Below are 19,704 nucleotides of genomic sequence, written 5' to 3'. Positions count from 1 at the left end.
ATAAAGCTTTTATTGCTTGTAACACTGAGGCTGAGCAGGGAGATAAAGATGCTCAGTTTAATTTAGCATTTATGTATTACAACGGCGACGGCGTCGAAAAAAATACAGAAAAAGCACTAAATTGGCTTACTCAGGCAGCGGAACAAGGGGTTTCTGTTGCGCAATATGGTTTATCACGCATGTATGAAGAAGGTGAGGGAGTCGAAGTCGATAAAGAACAAGCACTCTATTGGCTCACTCAAGCAGCGGAAGCCGGATCTGTTCAAGCGCAATATGATTTATCCAATAGGTTTGAACGTGAAAAATGGCTCACTAAAGCAGCAGAGCAAGGATTTGTTGTTGCGCAATATGATTTAGGGCAACATGGTAATAAAGAAAAATCGCTATATTGGTATACTAAAGCTGAGCAACAGGGGCTTATTTCTGCACAAATTGGATTAGCAAACATTTATAACTATGGGCTCGGTGTCGAAGTCAATCAAGAAAAAGCGGTGTATTGGTATACAAAAGCTGCGGAACGAGGGGATGGTAGGGCGCAATTCGAGTTAGCAAAGAGATATGATAAAGGAGACAGTGTTGAGGTCAATAAAGAGAAAGCAGTATATTGGTACACGAAAGCAGTAAAAAAAGGATTTGTTGAGGCGCAGTATTATTTAGCAGTTTTGAATAATGAAAGTGACGATGTTATAGCAGAACTACGTAAGAGGTTACCTAGAAAAAGCGATGTACCAGAATATGGAATTGCTCAAGCGCAATATGATTTAGCAGAAATGTATGACAAAGGTGACGGTCTCGAAGTTAATAAAGATAAAACGGTATATTGGCTCAGTAACGCAATGAAAAAAGAGCTTAGTCAAACACAATATCGTTTAGCACATATGTATGACAAAGGATACGAGATCGAAGTCGATAAAGAAAAAGCACTATTTTGGTATAAAAAATCTGTAGATAATGGTAACACTGAAGCAATGCATGATTTGGGCGTTATGTATTATAAAGGTGATGGTATTGAAAAAAATAGCGAGTTAGCTAAAAAGTATTTTGAACAAGCTTGTGAGTTAAAATTTAAAGAAAGTTGCGATATCCTTCACAAAGGAATCAAATAAACATTATTCATAAGTCATGCAAATTAGAAACATGTTAAAAGAACTGCCTCATATATTAAGGCAGTTCTTTTTTTATATAGACTCAAAATGTTATTTATTCTGTTAACACAATCACTTTTTTGATATAAATTAGCTTAACAGTGACATTTTAATACGGCTCAAGATATTGGGTTGGCGTGTTAGTCATTTTATCAACTGCATATACCGATAAGCGATTTAAAAGTACATTGTTAACAAGTAATAGATAGTAAGCGTATTTTTGTTCTTTTCTTGCCAGCAGGCAAAATAAAAAAAATTATTATATTTTAGGAATTTAAGGAAAACTAATGAAAAAAGTACTATTTGTTGTATTAACAGCATTATTATCGACGACAGCTTACGCTAATAATTGCGTTACCTATTTTGAACAAAAAGCTTTTGATAAAGCTTTTATTGCTTGTAACACTGAGGCTGAGCAGGGAGATAAAGATGCTCAGTTTAATTTAGCATTTATGTATTACAACGGTTACGGTGTCGAAGAAAATACTGAAAAAGCACTATATTGGCTTACTCAGGCAGCGGAACAAGGGGTTTCTATTGCGCAATATGGTTTATCACGCATGTATGAAGAAGGTGAGGGAGTCGAGGAAAACAAAGAAAAAGCACTCTATTGGCTCACTCAAGCAGCGGAAGCCGGATCTGTTCAAGCACAATATGATTTATCCAGAAGGTTTGAACGTGAAAAATGGCTCACTAAAGCAGCAGAGCAAGGATTTATTGTTGCTCAATATGAATTAGGGCGGTCGTTCGATTTCGATAAAAATAGAAAAAAAGTGCTCTATTGGTACACTAAAGCTACTAAACAAGGGTTTGTTTATGCGGAGCACAGTGGTTTAACCTGGATGCTTGATCATGAAGGAAATAAAGAAAAAGCGCTATATTGGTATATGTTGTATTAACAGCATTATTATCGACCACGGCTTACGCTAATAATTGTGCGACCTATTATGAACAAAACAAATTTGATCAAGCTTTTATTGCTTGTAATACTGAAGCTGATCAGGGAGATAGGGAAGCTCAGTATAATTTAGCACGTATGTATGCCCAAGGTAATAGGGTCAAAGTTGATATCGGGGCATTATATTGGTACACAAAAGCAGCAGATAATGGTGACACTCAAGCAATGCATAATTTAGGTGTTATGTATTATAAAGGTGATGGAATTGAAAAAAATAGTGATTTAGCTAAAAAGTATTTTGAACAAGCTTGTGAGCTAAAATTTAAAGAAAGTTGCTATATCCTTCATAAAGGAATGAAATAAACATTATTTCTATATAAGGAGATATATGGTGTTGATATCTCGCCAGTGCTGATTTTTAAACTGACGGAATGAGTAAAGCAGCTCGTGTTAGAATGGTAATGCATAATCCTTTTAAAGTTTCAACGCTTCTGCTTATCTAATCGGTTCCGATATTACGACAGTAATACCGGAACCAATATAAGCCAAGATCCCATAAAACTAAAAGGAAGATAACCAAAGTTCATGCTTATACGCATGATTATAATACTCTCGTTAATCCCTTCGGGGACGGTCTTTTAATATCTAGAAAAGCTATGGATATATTAATTAGGATGGGTATTGGTGAGTTGAAAAAGATAATAAAGAAAGTTCTGGTTGGAGCATCTAAAAGCGTTGGTTTCAAAGAAACTATCTTCATAGCACCAGAAGATTTAAATTTAAAAATAGAGGGATAGGCATAATGGAAAAATTTTTCTTTTAATTCAAGTTTTGTTTTTCTCGTTCGTTAGTCTCAAAGGAACAAGTTTTGATGTAGATGATATGCAAATGTCTAATTTTAAAAATGTATGTTGATAATTATGATGTGGTAAATGCAACAAAAGGATATAATTTGCTCAAAAGACAATGTGCAAGTTCTATGTATAGTGCATCTTAAGCAGCAGGTATAATGAAATGAAAATCTTTAAGGTAATTTCAGTTATAACTTTTTTAATAATATCTTTGTTATTTACGTGCTCATTTACTAGCCCTAAGTTTTATATAAAATCCTATAAATATGATAAAATTGAAGATGAGGATTCTTTAACATTAAAAATTTTTGCTAAAGTTGATGAAAAAGAGTATGGTTATATTCATATCTCAAAACAATATGTAACTTTCAGATATTATTATAATTTATCTAATTTTAATAAAGGCGCTACATCGGTAGAAAATATTATTTTTGATTATAAGGATAATCATTTTCTCGTCATAAATAAAAGTAATAATAAATTAATCTTAAACATTGAATGCGATAAAGATATATATATCAAAGCAAATAACTATTTAATAGAAAAGAAGAAACAAATTAAAGATGAGGGTTCTAGATCCAGTAAAGATATTTTTTTAGGACGTTAACCATAAATAAATACTGAAAACTAGAAATAAACCAGTCAACTTTTCAGGCTTATTTTTCAAGAAGAGTAACTCAAAGTAGAGGTTAAATAGCGCCGCCTACAAATTCATAATACCTTTCTAAGAAAAATTTTTATTAGAATATAATAATGGACAACAGTTCATTTATTGCTAACTAAGTGTTATGCATTACTTAAATGATTAAAAAATAGCTTTTGTAATTTTTTACGGTTTATTTTTCCAATACTTGTCATAGGTAGTTCGTCGATAAAAATGATTTTTTTGGGCATCTGATAACGGGCTATTTTTGATTTAAGCCAGTCCTGTATTTTAGTTTCGGATTGTTCGGTATTAGGATTTAAAACAATAAAGGCGACCAATCTTTGCCCGAATTCTTCATCCGGCACACTTATCACTGTTACATCATTAATTTCCGGATGAGTTGATAAGCAGTGTTCAAGTTCATATGGATAAACATTTTCACCACCTGAAACAATCATATCATCAACTCGACCTGCTAAAAAGTAATAACCGTCAGCATCTTGATAGACTAAATCTCCTGTTGAAACCCAATAGTTGCCTACAGTTGACCAAGCACATTTAATAAACAGCTCATGGTGTTTTTGTGATGCATTGTTTTGCTTCTGTAATTTAGTTGATAATCCTCTCAGCGGTTTACCAATGGTTTCAGGTTTGATAGAGAGATCATCGGGCGAGGCAATCATGCAAATACCTGCTTCTGATGTGCCATACAAATTGAATAATATCTTTCCAAGCGTAGTAATGACTTGATCAACTAATATTGCTGTAATTGGCGCTCCTCCGGTAATAATACATTTTAAACTAGTGAGTTGATGTTTAGAGCATTTCAACATCCTCTTTAACATTAAAGGAACAAGTGTGACCACCTCTATTTGGTTACTCGCAATTAACCCACATGCTTTTTGACTATCAAATTTTTTTGTTAAAAACATTGTTGCACCTAATAACACAGCGATACATAAACTTGCCATGCCAAACCCATGATAAATAGGCGTTGCAATATAGATTTTTTGATAACGGAAAAGATTTAGTTTCACCAGTAGTTGACAAAATGGACTAATAAAATTTTGTGCCTTACTATCGCGTGCAGCTAATTTAAAACGGCCTGTTGTGCCACTCGTTAAAACAGTAATTTTTGAGAAGTGGGTCGTTTTAATTTTTACATCAATTGTCGAGGTCGAAACTAATAGAGAGTGAATTGACATAAGGCTTTCATGATAAATGGGTAAGCTTTTTACATTTGATAAACACGCTATTTCTGGATCGTGAATTATCCAGTCAAAACCGACATTTTCGTGAATGGACTTAAGTTGATTTGTCGACAGTTCAGTATTGATAAGATAAACATCAACGCCTAATCTTGTCATAGCAAATAAAGTATGAACTAAGAGTAGGTGGTTGTGCGCTATAATAGCGACTTTTTGATGACGCTTTATTTTAAAATTAATTGCTAATTGTTTGGCAAGGTGCTGAGATTGATTAAAAAGGGTACGATAATCAGTGCCAGTGCCGTTCTCATCGATAGCAATTTGGTTAGGAGAAAGTTTTTGACGAACATAAAGCAACGCCATTAAATTGATACCAACAATATGAATGCTATTTAATAAGTGCCAAATGCCTAATAAAGTTAATAATTTCTTTTTATACAGCGCTTTAATAAGTTTTATCATAGCTTTTTCTTCAAAAAATAACGGTTCAATTTAACCCAAATATTATTAAAAAATAATGAGGCAAGTTGAACTATGATAGTCCACCATGGTTTATATTGATGTTTTTTTGTTTGTAATAAACGGCAAATTATGGCTGCAGCTTCATCAGCTTGTAAGGCAGGAAATCTCTTATAAATCTTAGTAGGTTCAATCATTCGTGTTTTAACAAGAGGTAAATAAGCTGTTGAAACATTGATTTTCTGATTTTCCAATTCTGGCCTTGCACAGCTTAACCATTGGTCAAAGGCCGTTTTTGAGGCTTGATAAGCAGCCCAATTAGCCGTTGGGGCTAAAAGTACGTTTATGGCAGAAACATTAATAATTTGCCCTTGATTACGCTGTAATTGGGGAATTAACGCCAAGCAGAGTTTGACCGGTGCATAATAATTTAACTTCATCGTTCTATCAAAATCATGCATACGTGATAATGATTGCAGTATTGACCGACAAATTGATTTGCCAGCATTATTGATTAAGATATCAACAGAGTATCGCTGTAAATTAGTAATTAAATTATCCAATTGTTCCGATTCGCGCAAATCAACCGAAAATATATCAATCTTAGCTTTTTTGTGAGCTAATGACTGCTGTATATTTATTAATTTATCATGTGTTCTAGCGACTAAAATAAGATGACATTGAATATTGGCTAAAAGATTAACCAGACTTTCACCAATTCCATAGCTAGCGCCGGTAATGACAATCACTTTATTTTCTAATTGGCATTTTAATTTTGAATAATTAGGCTTAACGATTGGAAAGAGTACACAATTAAGAAGATTTGAGAAGTTGAACATTTTTGTACTGCCGGTTAACAATTGCGCATAGTATAAGGTAAACATTCAATCAGTCAACAAGTTAATGTTTTTAAAATAAGTTGATTTTAAAGTTTATATCTTAATAAAAAACAGACTTTCCTCAACAAACTTGAAATTATTGTATTGATTTCTAACTGTCAGTATTTCAAGCAAGTTATTTATTAGATTGCTTTTCCCCTATTAAAAATTTTGCTGCATCAGAGTTGAATGTAAAGCTTAATAAACCTGAAGATTATTCTTTTAAACGTTCAAGTATTATTATCTGCTGAAAACAAATGATTGCTTAAACCCTTGATGATGTTTTAAATTGTAATAATATTACTCCATATTTCACTGATTTATAAATCTTTGATTATGCAATTCGAATGCAAGCTTTACTTTTCAATGCAGCACAAATTTTAAAAGCCAGCATGTTATCTTGATATTTGATAATTGGTTAAGTACATGTGAGATTTTTAGAATGTTATTCTCAACATCTAGAATTTTTACTTCTTTTATAACGCAATAATTGGTTGCTGCTCAGCAGTTAATTTTTATCAACTAGTTTTATTCGGTGTGATAATTTGCTATTAAAAGTAATGATTACTTTAATCATCAATAAATTTTAAATATTTCATATTTGTGAGCAAGATCAAATTATTTAATCAAAAAATTAAGTGTCAATAAAAAATGAACGTTATATATTTGTTTTGTATATCTTTATTTTACTAAAATTTTATACTAAATAATTATCAAGAGGACTTATTTATGGCTTTAATTCCGGTTATTCCCGTCGAACTAACTGATAATCTTGCTCAAGATAAATCATTAGTGATCAAATTAATGGCAGAAAACAGTAACGAGTATTTAAACAATGTCACACAATTTTTCCAAGATGTTATGAATCATGAAAAAGAAATGGATACAGATGTACTAACAGATATTGCTTTGCCTCATGCTAAAAGTAGCGCAGTAAAAACACCATTTATTGTGGTAGGTAAGTATAATCCAGGAATAATTTGGAATAATGAAAATAAAGTTAAGTTAGTAGTAATGATTGGCGCTCCAGAAAATGCGGATAAAGAGCATTTGACAATAATTGCTAAATTGGCATCTAATTTGGCTGATGATGATTTTATTGAAGAACTTTTAAATAGTGATATTCAAACTGTAGCAAAATTAATCCGAGGTTTATATGAGTAAAGAATCGCTAAAAAATAAAAAAATTGTGGCCATATGTGCCTGTACAGCGGGTATGGCTCATACTTATATTGCTAAACAAAAAATTGAAAATGAAGCTAAAAAACGAGGATGGGATTGTAAGGTCGAAACACAAGGCGCAGCAGGGATTGATAATGTTTTAACAGAACAAGATTTAAAAAGTGCTGATGTGATTTTGTTAGCAACAGATATTTCTATTGATAATGCTGAAAGGTTAGAACCTTTTAAAAATGTGATTAAGGTCAGCACCGGTGAAGCAGTTAAAAACACGGTTAATATTTTTAACAATGCTGAAGCACTATCATCAAAAAAAGAAGTTAAGGAGAGTATTGGAAAAGAAATATTTAGGTCATTAAATACCGGTATCAGTAAATTTTTACCAGTTATTATTGCTTCAGGTATTCTTTTTTCAATAGTGTTAATGACTGGTCATGTAACTGGTGACACTATTTTACCAAGTAATCAATTCTTTGCCGATTTACAGCAAGTTGCGTTTTATGGCTTTGCAATGATGGTACCTGTGCTTGCGGCATATATGGCTTATTCGATTGGTGGTAATGCCGCCTTAGCTCCAGCATTTATTATGGGATATGTAGTAAATAATCCAATTGGTGCTAATCATGTAAGTACAGGCTTTATTGGTGCTATGATTTTCGGTGTTTTAATTGGTTATTTTGTAAAATGGTTTAAAACAGTTAAAGTCCATCCTGTTATTGCCTCTGTTATGCCTGTTATGATTATTCCAACTGTGACCTTATTAGTTATGGCCCCTATTTATATTTATGGCTTGTCATATCCGCTTGATTGGTTTGTAAAAGCGATGGTCGAAACTTTAAAAGGCATGTCTGAAGTTAACGCAGCATTTTTAGGTATAGGTATTGGTGTTCTTGCAGCGCTAGATATGGGCGGACCATGTAGTAAAGCAGCTACAGCCTTTACATTAGCAGCTATGGCAGAAGGTGTTTACGGTCCTAATGGTGTATTTCGTATGTGCTGTGCAATTCCTCCTTTAGGATTGGCTATTTCTTCTTTGATTGTGTCTCGCTCTAAATATACTAAGGAAGAAAAAGAGTTTGGTATTACTGCGTTCTTTTTATCCCTAGCTGGTATTACAGAAGGGGCGATTCCATTTGCGGCTAAAGATCCAAAACGCGTTATTATTGCGATCGTTGTTGGTACAGCAGTTGCGGGAATGCTAGGCATGATTAATGGTATTGATTCATTAGTTGCATTTGGTGGTTTAGTTGCGTTAGGTGGTGTAACCAAAGGTGCATTATGGTATGTCATTGATATGTTTATCGGAGCATTTATTATTGCTGCGATTTTACATTTTTCTCGAAAACCAGCAGTGGAAGGCGATGTTATTGTTGATGCTGATTAATCATTGAAAAATTACCCCGACTAATAGGCGGGGTAATAAATTTTTTAACGATTATTAGGCGTGTTGATAAACTGTTTTCCCTCCAACAATCGTCGTTAATACTTTGACATTTTGAATATCCGTTGCTGGAATGGTAAATGGATTACGATCTAAAATAATTAAATCTGCAAATTTTCCTTTTTCGATAGAGCCTATATAATCATCTTGTTTTAACACATAAGCGGCGCCAATTGTTGCACAGCGTAGGACTTCGGTCGCTGTTAAATTGCGGTCACTATTTAAACGAGGGTGCTGTGCATCAATTTGTCTGGTCATGGCGATTTGGAAATCATACCATTCATTAAGTGGATCAATTGGCCAATCGCTACCAAACGCACAAGTGACTCCAGCATCTATATACTGACCGTGGGCTTCTAAACCATTATAGCGTTCGGCACCAAATAAGGTTTCGTATTGTTCTACCATTGCTGAGCTACAGCCAGCCCATTGGAATGAAAATACTACACTGGTTTTCAATTGTTTATAACGAGCAAATTGATGCATTGCACTGAGTTCATTATGTGCAGTACTTGGACGAATATCCGCATCTGGTAGTGTTTTTCGCATTTTTTCAATCGCGTTAAGAACAACTTCAATTGCTCCTTCGCCAACAGTATGCATGTGAGGATGAAATCCAGCTTTAGATGATTCGAGTATTAATGCATCTAACATCTCTGTTGAATAATATAGATCACCAAGGCGATCTTTTTCATTTTCTAACTGATAAGGTTTTAGTAAGCGAGCTGTCATTAATGGTGCTTGCATCACTCCATCGACAAATAATTTGGTATGCGATACTTTTATACCTGGCTTAGGTTGCCAGTTTTTATCATCATAACGCATAGCAAATTGTTTAACGCGATCAATAACAGCAGGAATATCCTCAATAGTACCGACATCATCAGGTGGTAATTCACGTGCTCCAAATAAACGTATTGAGAGCTGATCTTGTTGTTGTAATTTTAGAAATGCATCGGCTTGTGTTTCAGTGATGCGTGCATCCATAACTGACGTTACACCTTGCTTATTTAATTCAGTTTGTGATAATTTAGCTATGTTTACTGCTTGTTCATCGGTAATTTTAGAAATGCTGTCAAATGCGCGCATAGCAGGGGCATCTTCTAATATACCGTTTAATTCGCCATCTTCAGTGCGTCCAATTTTTCCATCAGAAGGCTCTGGCGTATTACGGTCAAGTCCAAATTTTTCTAAAGCAATGCTATTTGCAACAAGCGTATGACAATCATTTGAAAACAGAATTACAGGGCGCGAGGTATTAAGTTTATCAAGATCAAAGCGGGTAATGTCGGTTCCGATTGGTAACACTTCTTGGCGTAACCAGCCACGAACTTGTAACCAATTTTCACTATTGTCTGCGGAATCATTATCTAAATATTCTTGAATAATGGCTAAGGTAGTATCAACAGTTAAACTTTGATAATTTAAATTACATGATGATAATTGCATACCGCCCCAAAAAGTATGTAGATGAGCATCAATTATGCCAGGCATCATTGTTTTACCTAGTAGATCATGAATTATTGTACAATTATCAACATATTGGGAGTTATTTATCTCTTGTGTGGTACCAGTTGCAACAATATAGCCATTTTTAATTGCAAGCGCTTCACAAACGGTATCATGCTCGTCAGCAGTGTAAATGTAACCATTAATATAAATAACATCGGCTTTTGCCATTATTTGTAATTCCTTAAGTAGAAGTTCAAAATGATAGGCGAACGATAGCAGATTTATAAAAAATTTGTCAAATGCAATAATTTTCTTTATTGTGTGTCAAGATTATGCTACAACTAACATATTTAGTTACAGCGTCACAAGGTGAGCTTATGAAATATCAACAATTAGAAAACCTTGAATGCGGTTGGAAGTGGCACTATTTAGTAAAAAGACATTTAGAAGGGGAGCCTATCACTCGTTATGTTGAAAAGAGTGCAGCTCAACAAGCCGTAAATGAACTATTGTTATTAGAACACAAACCGACAGCCGTCGTTGATTGGATTAAGCAGCATTTAAATCCCGATTTAGATAACCGCATGAAGCAAACCATTCGGGCGCGACGAAAACGACATTTTAATGCCGAGCAGCAAAATACACGTAAAAAGTCTATTGATTTAGAATTTCTAGTCTGGCAAAGATTAGCTAATTTAGCTAAACGCCGGGGATGTACGTTGTCACAAACAATTACACAATTAATTGAAGATGCAGAGCAAAAAGAGCAGTATGCAAGTAAAGTGTCGACAATTAAAGATGATTTACTGTCATTACTTGATGTTAATTTAGACAGTAAATAACTTAAACTACAGGATAAATAGGTTTAATTATGGGAAAATCCCTTGTTATTGTGGAATCACCAGCAAAAGCAAAAACAATTAATAAATATCTTGGCAAAGATTTCGTGGTTAAATCAAGCGTAGGGCATATTCGAGATCTTCCAGTTAGTGGTAGTAGCCACCGCAATGAAAAAAACAGCAAAGATAAAGCCGAGAAGAAAGTAAAACGATCTGAAAAGCAGATCTTAGTCGATCGTATGAGTGTCGATCCTTATAATGGTTGGAAAGCTCATTATGAAATTTTACCCGGTAAAGAGCGGGTAGTTGATGAGCTTAAAAAGTTAGCCAAAGATGCGGATATGATTTATCTCGCAACCGACTTGGATAGAGAAGGGGAAGCCATCGCGTGGCATCTAAAAGATGTTATTGGTGGTGATGATGATAAATATCGACGTGTTGTATTTAACGAAATCACTAAAACTGCGATTCAAAATGCGTTTAAGCATCCTGCTATGCTTGATATGGATCGTGTTAATGCTCAGCAGGCACGCCGATTTATGGACCGCGTAGTTGGTTTTATGGTGTCGCCATTACTTTGGAAAAAAGTAGCAAGAGGTTTGTCAGCTGGTCGAGTCCAATCCGTTGCGGTACGATTAGTTGTTGAACGTGAACGTGAAATCCATGCCTTTATTCCTGAAGAATATTGGGAGCTCTATGCTGACTTAAAAACAGCTAATCAAGAAAAACTAACTATGCAAGTTACGCATTATAAAGATGATGCGTTTGAACCGAAAGATCGGGTTGCTATTGATATTGCTTTAGCAGAGCTAAATAATAAACAATATCAAGTAACCAATATTGAAGAAAAGCCAACTAAAAGCAATCCAACTGCGCCATTTATTACGTCGACTTTACAACAAGCTGCAAGTACTCGCCTTGGCTTCGGGGTGAAAAAGACAATGATGTTAGCACAGCGTTTATACGAGGCAGGTTATATTACTTATATGCGTACCGACTCTACAAATTTGAGTCAAGACGCATTAACGATGGTCCGAGATTATATTGGTGAAAATTATGGTGATAAATATCTACCAAAATCACCGAATGTTTATACCAGTAAGAAAAACTCACAAGAAGCGCACGAAGCTATTCGTCCTTCTGATGTTAATATACAAGCTACAAGTCTGAGTGATGTTGAAGTTGATGCTGTTAAGTTGTATCAACTAATATGGCGTCAATTTGTTGCTTGTCAAATGACATCAGCTGAATATAACTCAATTACTGTTACTGTTAAAGCTGGGGATTTTACTTTAAAAGCAAAAGGTCGTACTTTACGTTTTGATGGTTGGACAAAAGTACAATCTCAGTTGAGTAAAAACAATGAAGATAAAATGTTACCCGCTGTATCTGTCAAAGATATTTTAGAGTTACTTAGCTTAAATCCAGATCAACATTTTACTAAACCACCTGCTCGTTACAATGAAGCTTCTTTAGTAAAAGAGTTGGAAAAACGAGAAATTGGTCGTCCTTCTACTTATGCAACGATCATTTCAACTATTCAAGATCGTGGATATGTACGATTAGATAATCGTCGTTTTTACGCAGAAAAAATTGGTGAAATTGTTACCGATAGATTAAGTGAAAATTTTAATGATCTTATGAGTTATGATTTTACCGCTCGTATGGAACATGCACTTGATGAGATCGCTAATAAAAAACAAGAATGGCGCGAAGTTTTAGATCAATTTTTTGAAGATTTTAGCCAGCATCTTGAAATCGCTGAACAAGATCCAGATCATGGTGGAATGCAATTAAATCCTTTAGTTTTAACACCAGAAATTAAATGTCCTAATTGTGGTCGTGAAATGGGGATTAAAACTGCAGGAACCGGCGTGTTTTTAGCTTGTTCTGGTTATGCATTACCGCCAAAAGAGCGTTGTAAGCAGACAATTAACTTAATTCCAGAACATGAAACCTTAAACATTTTGGAAGAAGCTGAAACAGCTGAAACCAACGCTTTAAGAGCACTTAAGCGTTGCCCTAAATGTCATACCGCTATGGATAGCTATCTGCTTGATAATGAGCGTAAGCTACATATTTGTGGTAATAATCCTATTTGTGATGGTTCTTTGGTTGAAAAGGGTACATTTAAAGTAAAAAGCTATGATGGGCCCATTATCGAATGTGAAAAATGTGGATCAGAAATGCACCTTAAATCAGGTCGTTTTGGACTCTATATGGGCTGTACTAATCAAGATTGTAAAAATACACGTAAAATCTTGAAAAATGGTGATGTGGCTCCTCCTAAAGAAGATCCAGTTGATTTGCCTGAATTACAATGTACTAAATCAGATGCACATTTTGTCCTTAGAGATGGTGCATCAGGTATATTTTTAGCAGCGCATAATTTCCCAAAATCACGGGAAACTCGTGCACCATTAGTTGAAGAGTTACAACGCTTTAAATATCGTTTACCAGAAAAATTTATTTATTTAACTGAAGCACCAAGCCATGATCCAAATGGTAATCCAAGTATTGTTCGTTATAGCCGAAAGAATAAAGAACAGTATGTTACTTCTGAAGTTAACGGAAAATCTACTGGTTGGGTCATGCAATATGTTCATGGTAAATGGGTTAATAGTAAAAAATAGGTAATAACACTTAATCATTTTATAAAGAATAGCTCAGGTTCAGTAGCTGTTTAATATAAAAAGCCGTTTTTGTGGTAAGGTGTGAAGGGAATTACCTTAAAAAACCCCTTTCCTCAAGTTTTTTTTGAGAAAAGGGAAAGGTATATAGTTAAAGGAGCCTTTGTCATGAAGTTGCAACAGCTGCGTTATATTGTTGAGGTTGTTAATAATGATCTCAATGTATCGCTTACCTCTGAAAAACTTTATACCTCTCAACCTGGAATAAGTAAGCAGATTAAATTATTGGAAGATGAGCTAAATGTACAAATCTTTACCCGTGTAGGTAAACATCTTTCAGAAGTTACACCAGTTGGTGAGCAGATTATAGCTTTAGCCCGTGATATTTTGAATAAAGCACAAGATATTAAAATTTTAGCTAAAGAGTTTAGTCAACCAAATCAAGGCTCATTAACGATAACAACCACTTATACTCAAGCTCGTTATACTTTACCTCTTGTTATCCAACAATTTATGCAACAGTACCCGAGTATCACTCTTCATATGGAACAAGGGTCATCTCCTCAATGCCTGATGCAAGTACAAACTGGACAAGCTGATTTTGCTATCGTGACCGATTTATCAGATCTTAGTGATGATATGATTGCATTACCTTGTTATCATTGGAACCAAGCTGTCATTGTCATGAAAGATCACCCTTTAGCTAAAAGCAGTTTAGTTACAATTGATGAGCTATCTAAATATCCATTAGTTAGTTATGATTTTTCTAATGATGGTTCCGATCTTAATCAGGCATTTATTAAAGCTAATCAAGTCCCAAATATTGTATTTAGCACTACTGATGCTGATTTGATTAAAACCTATGTCAAATTAGGTGTTGGTGTTGGCATTGTGGCTAAAATGGCGGTTGATGAAAGTTCAGATTGTGAATTTGTGGTGCTAAATGCCGGCCATATATTCCCTTACAGTACAACTTATATCGTCTTTGCGCGATCTCTGTTCTTGCGTAATTATATGTATGATTTTATTAGTCAATTTTCTCCACATTTAAATAGACAAACAATAGATAAAATTAGTCTTTGTGAAAACAATGTAGCAGTGCAAGCTATGTTTAATGGAGTTAAATTACCTGTTAGATAAATCGATAGGTCATTTTGAAATGTATTTTAAGAAACCAAGCTCAAAGATTGTGCCTCGCTTGGTTTCTTTTTAATATTATTTATGTCTAGCTTTTAAAATGCCAATCACATCTTGGAGTGATAGATTTTGATCCTGTAGTAAGACTAATAGATGGTAAATCAAATCTGCCGATTCATTTTTCAATTCTTCTTTATCTCGTACAGTGGCAGCAAGGGCGGTTTCTACACCTTCTTCTCCGACTTTCTGAGCAATACGCTTAGTACCATCATGATAGAGTTTTGCAGTATAAGAGGTGTTAGGATCAGCTTGCTTACGAGAGCCAAGTAATTGTTCTAAATCGTATAGAAAGCCCCATTCAGTTTTAGAATTCTTAAAGCAGCTGTTTGTTCCAGTATGACAAGTTGGTCCAATCGGATTGACTAAAATTAACAGCGTATCGTTATCACAATCGGTTGAGATATTAACGACATTTAAAAAGTTACCGGAGGTTTCGCCTTTGGTCCATAAACGTTGTTTAGTCCGAGAATAAAACGTTACTTTTCCGCTATTTAGGGTTTGAGCTAAAGCTTCCTGATTCATATAACCCAGCATGAGCACTTCACCAGAAATATAATGCTGAATAATAACTGGCATTAAATTATCGACTTTTGGCCAATCAAGTGATTTTGTATCTATCTGTATTTGGGAATGTTGAGTTAACATAATCGTATTTCTACTCCATGTTGAGCTAAATATTGTTTAAGTTCGCCAATATTAATAATTTGTTTATGAAAGACTGAAGCCGCTAAAGCACCATCAACATTAGTTTCTTTAAAAGCTTGTAAAAAATGCTCCATAGTACCCGCACCGCCAGAAGCAATCAGTGGTACTTGGCAAACTTCTCTAATCGTTTTAAGTTGCTTAAGATCATAACCATTACGAACACCATCTTGGTTCATCATATTCAATACAATTTCACCGGCACCTCGCTTTTGGACCTCTTGAACCCAATCAATTGTATTCCATTTGGTGGCTACAGTTCGCTTTTCATCACCGGTAAATTGATAAACGTGATAACTATTTGAATCTTTATCATACCAAGTATCAATCCCTACCACGATACATTGCACACCAAAGCAATCAGCTAATTGAGTAATCAAGTTTGGGTTAGCTAAAGCAGGGGAGTTGATTGAAATTTTATCTGCCCCATAAGTTAAAATCTGCCCAGCATCTTCAACCGTTTTTATACCACCAGCAACACAAAAGGGTATGTCAATAACTTGAGCAACTTTAGCCACCCAACTTTTATCAACCACACGCCCATCAGATGAAGCAGTGATATCATAGAAAACCAGTTCATCTGCACCTTCTTCCGCATAGCGTTTAGCTAATGGTACAATATCACCAATGATTTCGTGATTACGGAATTGCACGCCTTTAACAACTTGGCCATTACGAACGTCCAAGCAAGGTATTATCCTTTTTGCCAACATGAAATTGCCTCCTGAACTGTAAATTTACCTTCTAGTAATGCCCGACCCACAATGACACCAGCAACACCACTGTCTTTTAAGTCCTTTACATCGTTCAACTGTCCGATTCCACCAGAAGCTTGAAAATCAATAGTTGGGTATTTTTTGCTAATTTCTTGATACAAGCTTATGTTAGAACCAGTTAATGTACCATCTTTTGAAATGTCAGTACAAAGGACATGTTTTAAGCCATAAGGTAAGTAATCCTCAATTACTTGTTCTAAAGTTTGCTTAGAATCTTCTTGCCAGCCATGAATAGCGACATTTTTATTGCCATATTTGTCAATACGAACATCCAATGCTAATACCAAAGATTCAGGTCCATAATTTTCAAACCATTTTTTTACTAATTTGGGATCTTTAATTGCAGTTGAACCGATAACAACTCGTGTTGCACCAGCAGAGAGAAGCGCTTTAACATCATCTTCACTGCGAATTCCTCCTCCAACTTGTACTGGAACTTGGACACCATTAATCAGTGTTTTAATTAATGCGATTTGTCGAGCTTTTGGATCTTTAGCACCTGTTAAATCAACTAAATGTAGTAATTTAGCTCCTTGCCTCTGATAGTCTTGTAATCGAGCTAAAGGATCATTACCGTAATCACGTTTTTGTTCATAATCACCCTGATGTAATCGAACCACAGTGCCATCAATTAAATCAAGAGCAGGAATAATAATAGGGTAAACTGCCATTTTTACATCTCCAAAAAGTTCTTTAGTAATTTTGCACCGGCTGAGCCAGAACGCTCTGGATGAAATTGCACACCGTAAAAGTTGTCTTTTTGTACGGCAGCTGTAAAGCTTTCGCCGTAATTGGTTTCTGCGATAGTTGATGAGCATAATGGTAAGGCGTATCCATGTACAAAGTAAAAATAAGCACCATTAGGAATATCTCGGAATAAATGGTGGCCAGCTTTAGGGTTAACTTGATTCCACCCCATATGCGGTAGTGGTAGTCCACAATCAGGAATTTCAGAGACTTTTTCGTGAATGATACCTAACGTATGGACATGCCCTTCATTACTATAATCGGCCAAAAGTTGCATACCAAGGCAGATGCCTAATACAGGTTGGGTGCAAACTTTTATCAGCTCGATTAAATTCCGTTCTTTTAACTTTTTCATTGCTGCAGATGCGGAACCCACACCCGGTAAAAAGAGTTTATCCGACTCAAGCACAATATCAGGTTCAAGACTAATAATTGGATTATAGCCTAGTCGTTGTATTGCGTATTTTACTGATGAAAGATTTGCACAGCCTGTATCGAGAATGACAATTTTCATCTATAGCACTCCTTTCGAACTAGGTAATCTATCACTTTCAATTTTAATTGCTTGTTTAAGTGTTCGAGCAAACGCTTTAAATAAGCTCTCGATTCTATGATGATCATTATTTCCTGATGTTTCAATATGTAAGGTGATCCCCATAGCATAAGTTAAAGAGTAGAAGAAATGCTCTACCATTTGTGTACTCATATCTCCAACTTTAGGATCACTAAATTGTGCCGAAAATACAAGGTAAGGCCGACCAGAAATATCTATTGCACATTTTGCTAAACATTCATCCATTGGAATAACTGATGCATAGCGTGTGATTCCACGTTTATCTCCAAGAGCTTGTTTTAGCGCTTCACCTAAAGCAAGGCCAGTATCTTCAATGGTGTGATGATCATCAACATGAAGATCACCTTCAACTTGGATATTGAGTTTAATGCCACCATGAGTAGCAATTTGATCGAGCATATGGTCAAAAAAACCAATACCTGTATTAATTTGGCTACCACCTTGCCTATCTAACCAAACCTCAACTAAAATCTTAGTCTCTTTGGTGTTTCTTTCGACTTTTGCATAACGATCTGCTGTGGTTAAACGTTGAGCTATTTCGTTCCAATTAAGATTCACTGGATCATAACGTAACCCTTTTATTTGCATATTTTCTGCAAGCTGGATATCAGTGACCCTGTCACCAATTACATAGCTATTTTGTTTGTCTAAGTTGCCATTCATTAAATAAGGAAGCACCAGTTTTAGTTTAGGTTTACGGCACTCACAATTGTCCTCAGGAAAATGTGGACAAATTAAAACTTCTTCAAATCTGACGCCTTGTGATTCAAATATTTGCATCATTAAGTTATGAGGGCCATCAAATTTGGCTTGTGGATAGCTGCTGGTGCCTAAACCATCTTGATTGGTCACCATAACTAATTTATAACCAGCAGCTTGTAATTTAAGTAATGCGGGTATCACATTAGGTTCAAATTCAAGTTTTTCGAAACTATCAACTTGAAAATCGATAGGAGGTTCAACAATTAATGTTCCATCACGATCGATAAATAAATATTTTTGTAACATACTTGCTCCTATAATATGGCTTTAAGTGCTGTTATTACTGCTTCACATTCAGCTTGAGTACCAATCGAAATTCGAACAAAACCATCTTGACCAATTGATTTACTTTGGTCACGCAATATAATGCCTTCATTCCAAAGTTTATGAAATACATCCTTATTACTCTGAAATTTAACACATAAATAATTTGATTCACTAGGATAAACTTTTTCGACTATAGGCAGTGCTGAAAGATGCTTAGCCAGCTTTTCTTTTTGATTATTCAGATTGATGACATGCAATCTCATCGTATTAATACCATCTTTACTCAATGCCTGAGTGGCAATGTCAGCTACAGGTGTAGCTAATGGATATGGAGCGATCACTTTTTGTAACGCGTCGATTACTGGCTTATTAGCTAAAGTAAATCCACAACGTAAGCCGGCAAGTGCAAATGCTTTTGATAAGGTGCGTAAAATCACTAAGTGAGGAAAGTCTTTAAGCCAACTGACTACCGTTGAATTAGGCGAAAACTCAATATAAGCCTCATCAATCACAACTAGCGCTCGATCTTCGGCTATATTAAGTAATGTTTTAATATCATCTTGATTGATTAAATTACCAGTTGGATTATTTGGTGAACAAACATAGATTAATTTAACACTATCAATATTTTGCTTAATTCCTTCAAGATCAAGTTGCCAATCTGATTTGGTCGGTACAGTTTTAGTTTTTATTCCTAAAGTTTCAGCACTGACTTGATACATACCATAAGTTGGTGGACAGTAAAGTATTGTATCTGTATCAGGTTCACAAAAAGCACGCATTAATAGCTCTATCGCTTCGTCAGCACCGCGGCTAACTATCACTTGATCAGGTCGAACTCCTGCATACTGCGCATAACCATTTATAACATGTTCAGGCTGTGCTTCTGGATAACGGTTTAATGTTTGTTCTGTTAACTGATAATTGGGGGCAACAGGGTATTCATTGGCATTTAACCACACGTCACCTTTACCACCAATACGTCTGGCTGATTGATAAGGTGTCAACTTTTGTACGTTTTTTCTGACTAATTGATTAATATCCATTTTATCC

Annotated in this window: 19 protein-coding genes; 10 read left to right on the top strand and 9 right to left on the bottom strand. The window is 35.1% G+C overall.

What is annotated here, in order from left to right:
- The 5 genes from J3U16_RS06850 to J3U16_RS06830 form a co-directional block, all read left to right on the top strand.
- Window positions 1-1,106, top strand: a 1,106-nt coding sequence (locus J3U16_RS06850) for a tetratricopeptide repeat protein (protein WP_267342740.1), incomplete at its 5' end; no start/stop codon positions are given.
- Window positions 1,107-1,432: 326 nt separating this feature from the next.
- Complete coding sequence (locus J3U16_RS06845) at window positions 1,433-2,044, top strand: tetratricopeptide repeat protein (RefSeq protein WP_065563485.1); 612 nt, start codon at window positions 1,433-1,435, stop codon at window positions 2,042-2,044.
- Window positions 2,026-2,406, top strand: a complete 381-nt coding sequence (locus J3U16_RS06840) for a tetratricopeptide repeat protein (RefSeq protein WP_267338573.1) — start codon at window positions 2,026-2,028, stop codon at window positions 2,404-2,406. The genes J3U16_RS06845 and J3U16_RS06840 overlap by 19 nt, the downstream gene beginning before the upstream one ends.
- Before the next feature lie 293 nt (window positions 2,407-2,699).
- Window positions 2,700-2,840: a hypothetical protein gene (locus tag J3U16_RS06835; protein WP_220226119.1), complete on the top strand. Its 141-nt coding sequence runs from the start codon at window positions 2,700-2,702 to the stop codon at window positions 2,838-2,840.
- A 217-nt stretch (window positions 2,841-3,057) separates the two neighbouring features.
- Window positions 3,058-3,501 carry a hypothetical protein gene (locus J3U16_RS06830; protein ID WP_267342739.1) on the top strand — a complete coding sequence of 148 codons (444 nt, stop codon included), beginning with the start codon at window positions 3,058-3,060 and terminating at the stop codon, window positions 3,499-3,501.
- A 179-nt stretch (window positions 3,502-3,680) separates the two neighbouring features.
- Here J3U16_RS06830 and J3U16_RS06825 read toward each other — a convergent pair whose 3' ends face one another.
- Both J3U16_RS06825 and J3U16_RS06820 read right to left on the bottom strand, forming a co-directional pair.
- Window positions 3,681-5,210 carry an AMP-binding protein gene (locus tag J3U16_RS06825; protein WP_267342737.1) on the bottom strand — a complete coding sequence of 510 codons (1,530 nt, stop codon included), beginning with the start codon at window positions 5,208-5,210 and terminating at the stop codon, window positions 3,681-3,683.
- Window positions 5,207-6,091, bottom strand: a complete 885-nt coding sequence (locus J3U16_RS06820; RefSeq protein ID WP_267342736.1) for an SDR family NAD(P)-dependent oxidoreductase — start codon at window positions 6,089-6,091, stop codon at window positions 5,207-5,209. Before J3U16_RS06820 ends, J3U16_RS06825 begins: the two co-directional genes overlap by 4 nt.
- A gap of 723 nt (window positions 6,092-6,814) precedes the next feature.
- On the opposite strand from J3U16_RS06820, the gene J3U16_RS06815 reads away from it, so the two are divergent.
- Together J3U16_RS06815 and J3U16_RS06810 are read left to right on the top strand one after the other, a co-directional pair.
- Window positions 6,815-7,249, top strand: coding sequence for a PTS sugar transporter subunit IIA (locus J3U16_RS06815; RefSeq protein ID WP_065734881.1), 435 nt, complete (start codon window positions 6,815-6,817; stop codon window positions 7,247-7,249).
- A complete protein-coding gene (locus tag J3U16_RS06810) occupies window positions 7,242-8,648 on the top strand; it encodes a PTS fructose transporter subunit IIC (protein WP_065563481.1) in 1,407 nt (468 codons plus the stop codon). The genes J3U16_RS06815 and J3U16_RS06810 overlap by 8 nt, the downstream gene beginning before the upstream one ends.
- Before the next feature lie 54 nt (window positions 8,649-8,702).
- Here J3U16_RS06810 and J3U16_RS06805 read toward each other — a convergent pair whose 3' ends face one another.
- The gene (locus J3U16_RS06805) at window positions 8,703-10,385 is read right to left on the bottom strand and encodes an amidohydrolase (RefSeq protein WP_267342734.1); all 1,683 of its coding nucleotides are present in this window, start codon (window positions 10,383-10,385) and stop codon (window positions 8,703-8,705) included.
- A gap of 149 nt (window positions 10,386-10,534) precedes the next feature.
- On the opposite strand from J3U16_RS06805, the gene matP reads away from it, so the two are divergent.
- The 3 genes from matP (at window position 10,535) to cysB (ending at window position 14,766) form a co-directional block, all read left to right on the top strand.
- The gene (gene matP / locus J3U16_RS06800; protein WP_065563479.1) at window positions 10,535-10,999 is read left to right on the top strand and encodes a macrodomain Ter protein MatP; all 465 of its coding nucleotides are present in this window, start codon (window positions 10,535-10,537) and stop codon (window positions 10,997-10,999) included.
- A gap of 29 nt (window positions 11,000-11,028) precedes the next feature.
- Window positions 11,029-13,629 (top strand): type I DNA topoisomerase, encoded by a 2,601-nt coding sequence (topA, locus tag J3U16_RS06795; RefSeq protein ID WP_267342732.1) that lies wholly within the window; start codon window positions 11,029-11,031, stop codon window positions 13,627-13,629.
- Window positions 13,630-13,794: 165 nt separating this feature from the next.
- Entirely contained in the window at window positions 13,795-14,766 is a 972-nt protein-coding gene (gene cysB / locus J3U16_RS06790) for an HTH-type transcriptional regulator CysB (protein ID WP_267336883.1), read from the top strand.
- A 75-nt stretch (window positions 14,767-14,841) separates the two neighbouring features.
- On the opposite strand, the gene hisIE is transcribed toward cysB, so the two are convergent.
- From hisIE to hisC, 6 genes are read right to left on the bottom strand one after another with little or no spacing between them, the layout of a single operon-like run.
- Window positions 14,842-15,468, bottom strand: a complete 627-nt coding sequence (hisIE, locus tag J3U16_RS06785; RefSeq protein WP_267342731.1) for a bifunctional phosphoribosyl-AMP cyclohydrolase/phosphoribosyl-ATP diphosphatase HisIE — start codon at window positions 15,466-15,468, stop codon at window positions 14,842-14,844.
- The gene (gene hisF, locus J3U16_RS06780) at window positions 15,462-16,238 is read right to left on the bottom strand and encodes an imidazole glycerol phosphate synthase subunit HisF (protein ID WP_267336882.1); all 777 of its coding nucleotides are present in this window, start codon (window positions 16,236-16,238) and stop codon (window positions 15,462-15,464) included. The genes hisIE and hisF overlap by 7 nt, the downstream gene beginning before the upstream one ends.
- A complete protein-coding gene (hisA, locus tag J3U16_RS06775) occupies window positions 16,220-16,957 on the bottom strand; it encodes a 1-(5-phosphoribosyl)-5-[(5-phosphoribosylamino)methylideneamino]imidazole-4-carboxamide isomerase (protein WP_370632616.1) in 738 nt (245 codons plus the stop codon). Before hisA ends, hisF begins: the two co-directional genes overlap by 19 nt.
- Window positions 16,958-16,974: 17 nt before the next feature.
- Window positions 16,975-17,562 (bottom strand): imidazole glycerol phosphate synthase subunit HisH, encoded by a 588-nt coding sequence (gene hisH, locus J3U16_RS06770; RefSeq protein WP_065563474.1) that lies wholly within the window; start codon window positions 17,560-17,562, stop codon window positions 16,975-16,977.
- Window positions 17,563-18,630 (bottom strand): bifunctional histidinol-phosphatase/imidazoleglycerol-phosphate dehydratase HisB, encoded by a 1,068-nt coding sequence (gene hisB, locus J3U16_RS06765; protein ID WP_267330305.1) that lies wholly within the window; start codon window positions 18,628-18,630, stop codon window positions 17,563-17,565. It lies immediately after the preceding gene.
- Window positions 18,631-18,638: 8 nt separating this feature from the next.
- Window positions 18,639-19,697 (bottom strand): histidinol-phosphate transaminase, encoded by a 1,059-nt coding sequence (gene hisC / locus J3U16_RS06760; RefSeq protein ID WP_267331990.1) that lies wholly within the window; start codon window positions 19,695-19,697, stop codon window positions 18,639-18,641.
- Window positions 19,698-19,704 lie beyond the last annotated feature (7 nt).

Origin of the sequence: Gilliamella sp. B3023, assembly GCF_026536845.1 — a bacterium.
Classification (GTDB): Bacteria; Pseudomonadota; Gammaproteobacteria; order Enterobacterales; family Orbaceae; genus Gilliamella; species Gilliamella apicola_E.
Note: the sequence above shows the minus strand (reverse complement) of the source record. Positions and strands in the feature narration are given on the sequence as shown.

Coding starts and splice junctions, on each gene's coding strand:
- J3U16_RS06845 (WP_065563485.1), top strand. CDS start 1,433: ATGAAAAAAGTACTATTTGTTGTATTAACAGCATTATTATCGACGACA.
- J3U16_RS06835 (WP_220226119.1), top strand. CDS start 2,700: ATGGATATATTAATTAGGATGGGTATTGGTGAGTTGAAAAAGATAATA.
- J3U16_RS06830 (WP_267342739.1), top strand. CDS start 3,058: ATGAAAATCTTTAAGGTAATTTCAGTTATAACTTTTTTAATAATATCT.
- J3U16_RS06825 (WP_267342737.1), bottom strand. CDS start 5,210: ATGATAAAACTTATTAAAGCGCTGTATAAAAAGAAATTATTAACTTTA.
- J3U16_RS06820 (WP_267342736.1), bottom strand. CDS start 6,091: ATGTTTACCTTATACTATGCGCAATTGTTAACCGGCAGTACAAAAATG.
- J3U16_RS06815 (WP_065734881.1), top strand. CDS start 6,815: ATGGCTTTAATTCCGGTTATTCCCGTCGAACTAACTGATAATCTTGCT.
- J3U16_RS06810 (WP_065563481.1), top strand. CDS start 7,242: ATGAGTAAAGAATCGCTAAAAAATAAAAAAATTGTGGCCATATGTGCC.
- J3U16_RS06805 (WP_267342734.1), bottom strand. CDS start 10,385: ATGGCAAAAGCCGATGTTATTTATATTAATGGTTACATTTACACTGCT.
- matP (WP_065563479.1), top strand. CDS start 10,535: ATGAAATATCAACAATTAGAAAACCTTGAATGCGGTTGGAAGTGGCAC.
- topA (WP_267342732.1), top strand. CDS start 11,029: ATGGGAAAATCCCTTGTTATTGTGGAATCACCAGCAAAAGCAAAAACA.
- cysB (WP_267336883.1), top strand. CDS start 13,795: ATGAAGTTGCAACAGCTGCGTTATATTGTTGAGGTTGTTAATAATGAT.
- hisIE (WP_267342731.1), bottom strand. CDS start 15,468: ATGTTAACTCAACATTCCCAAATACAGATAGATACAAAATCACTTGAT.
- hisF (WP_267336882.1), bottom strand. CDS start 16,238: ATGTTGGCAAAAAGGATAATACCTTGCTTGGACGTTCGTAATGGCCAA.
- hisH (WP_065563474.1), bottom strand. CDS start 17,562: ATGAAAATTGTCATTCTCGATACAGGCTGTGCAAATCTTTCATCAGTA.
- hisB (WP_267330305.1), bottom strand. CDS start 18,630: ATGTTACAAAAATATTTATTTATCGATCGTGATGGAACATTAATTGTT.
- hisC (WP_267331990.1), bottom strand. CDS start 19,697: ATGGATATTAATCAATTAGTCAGAAAAAACGTACAAAAGTTGACACCT.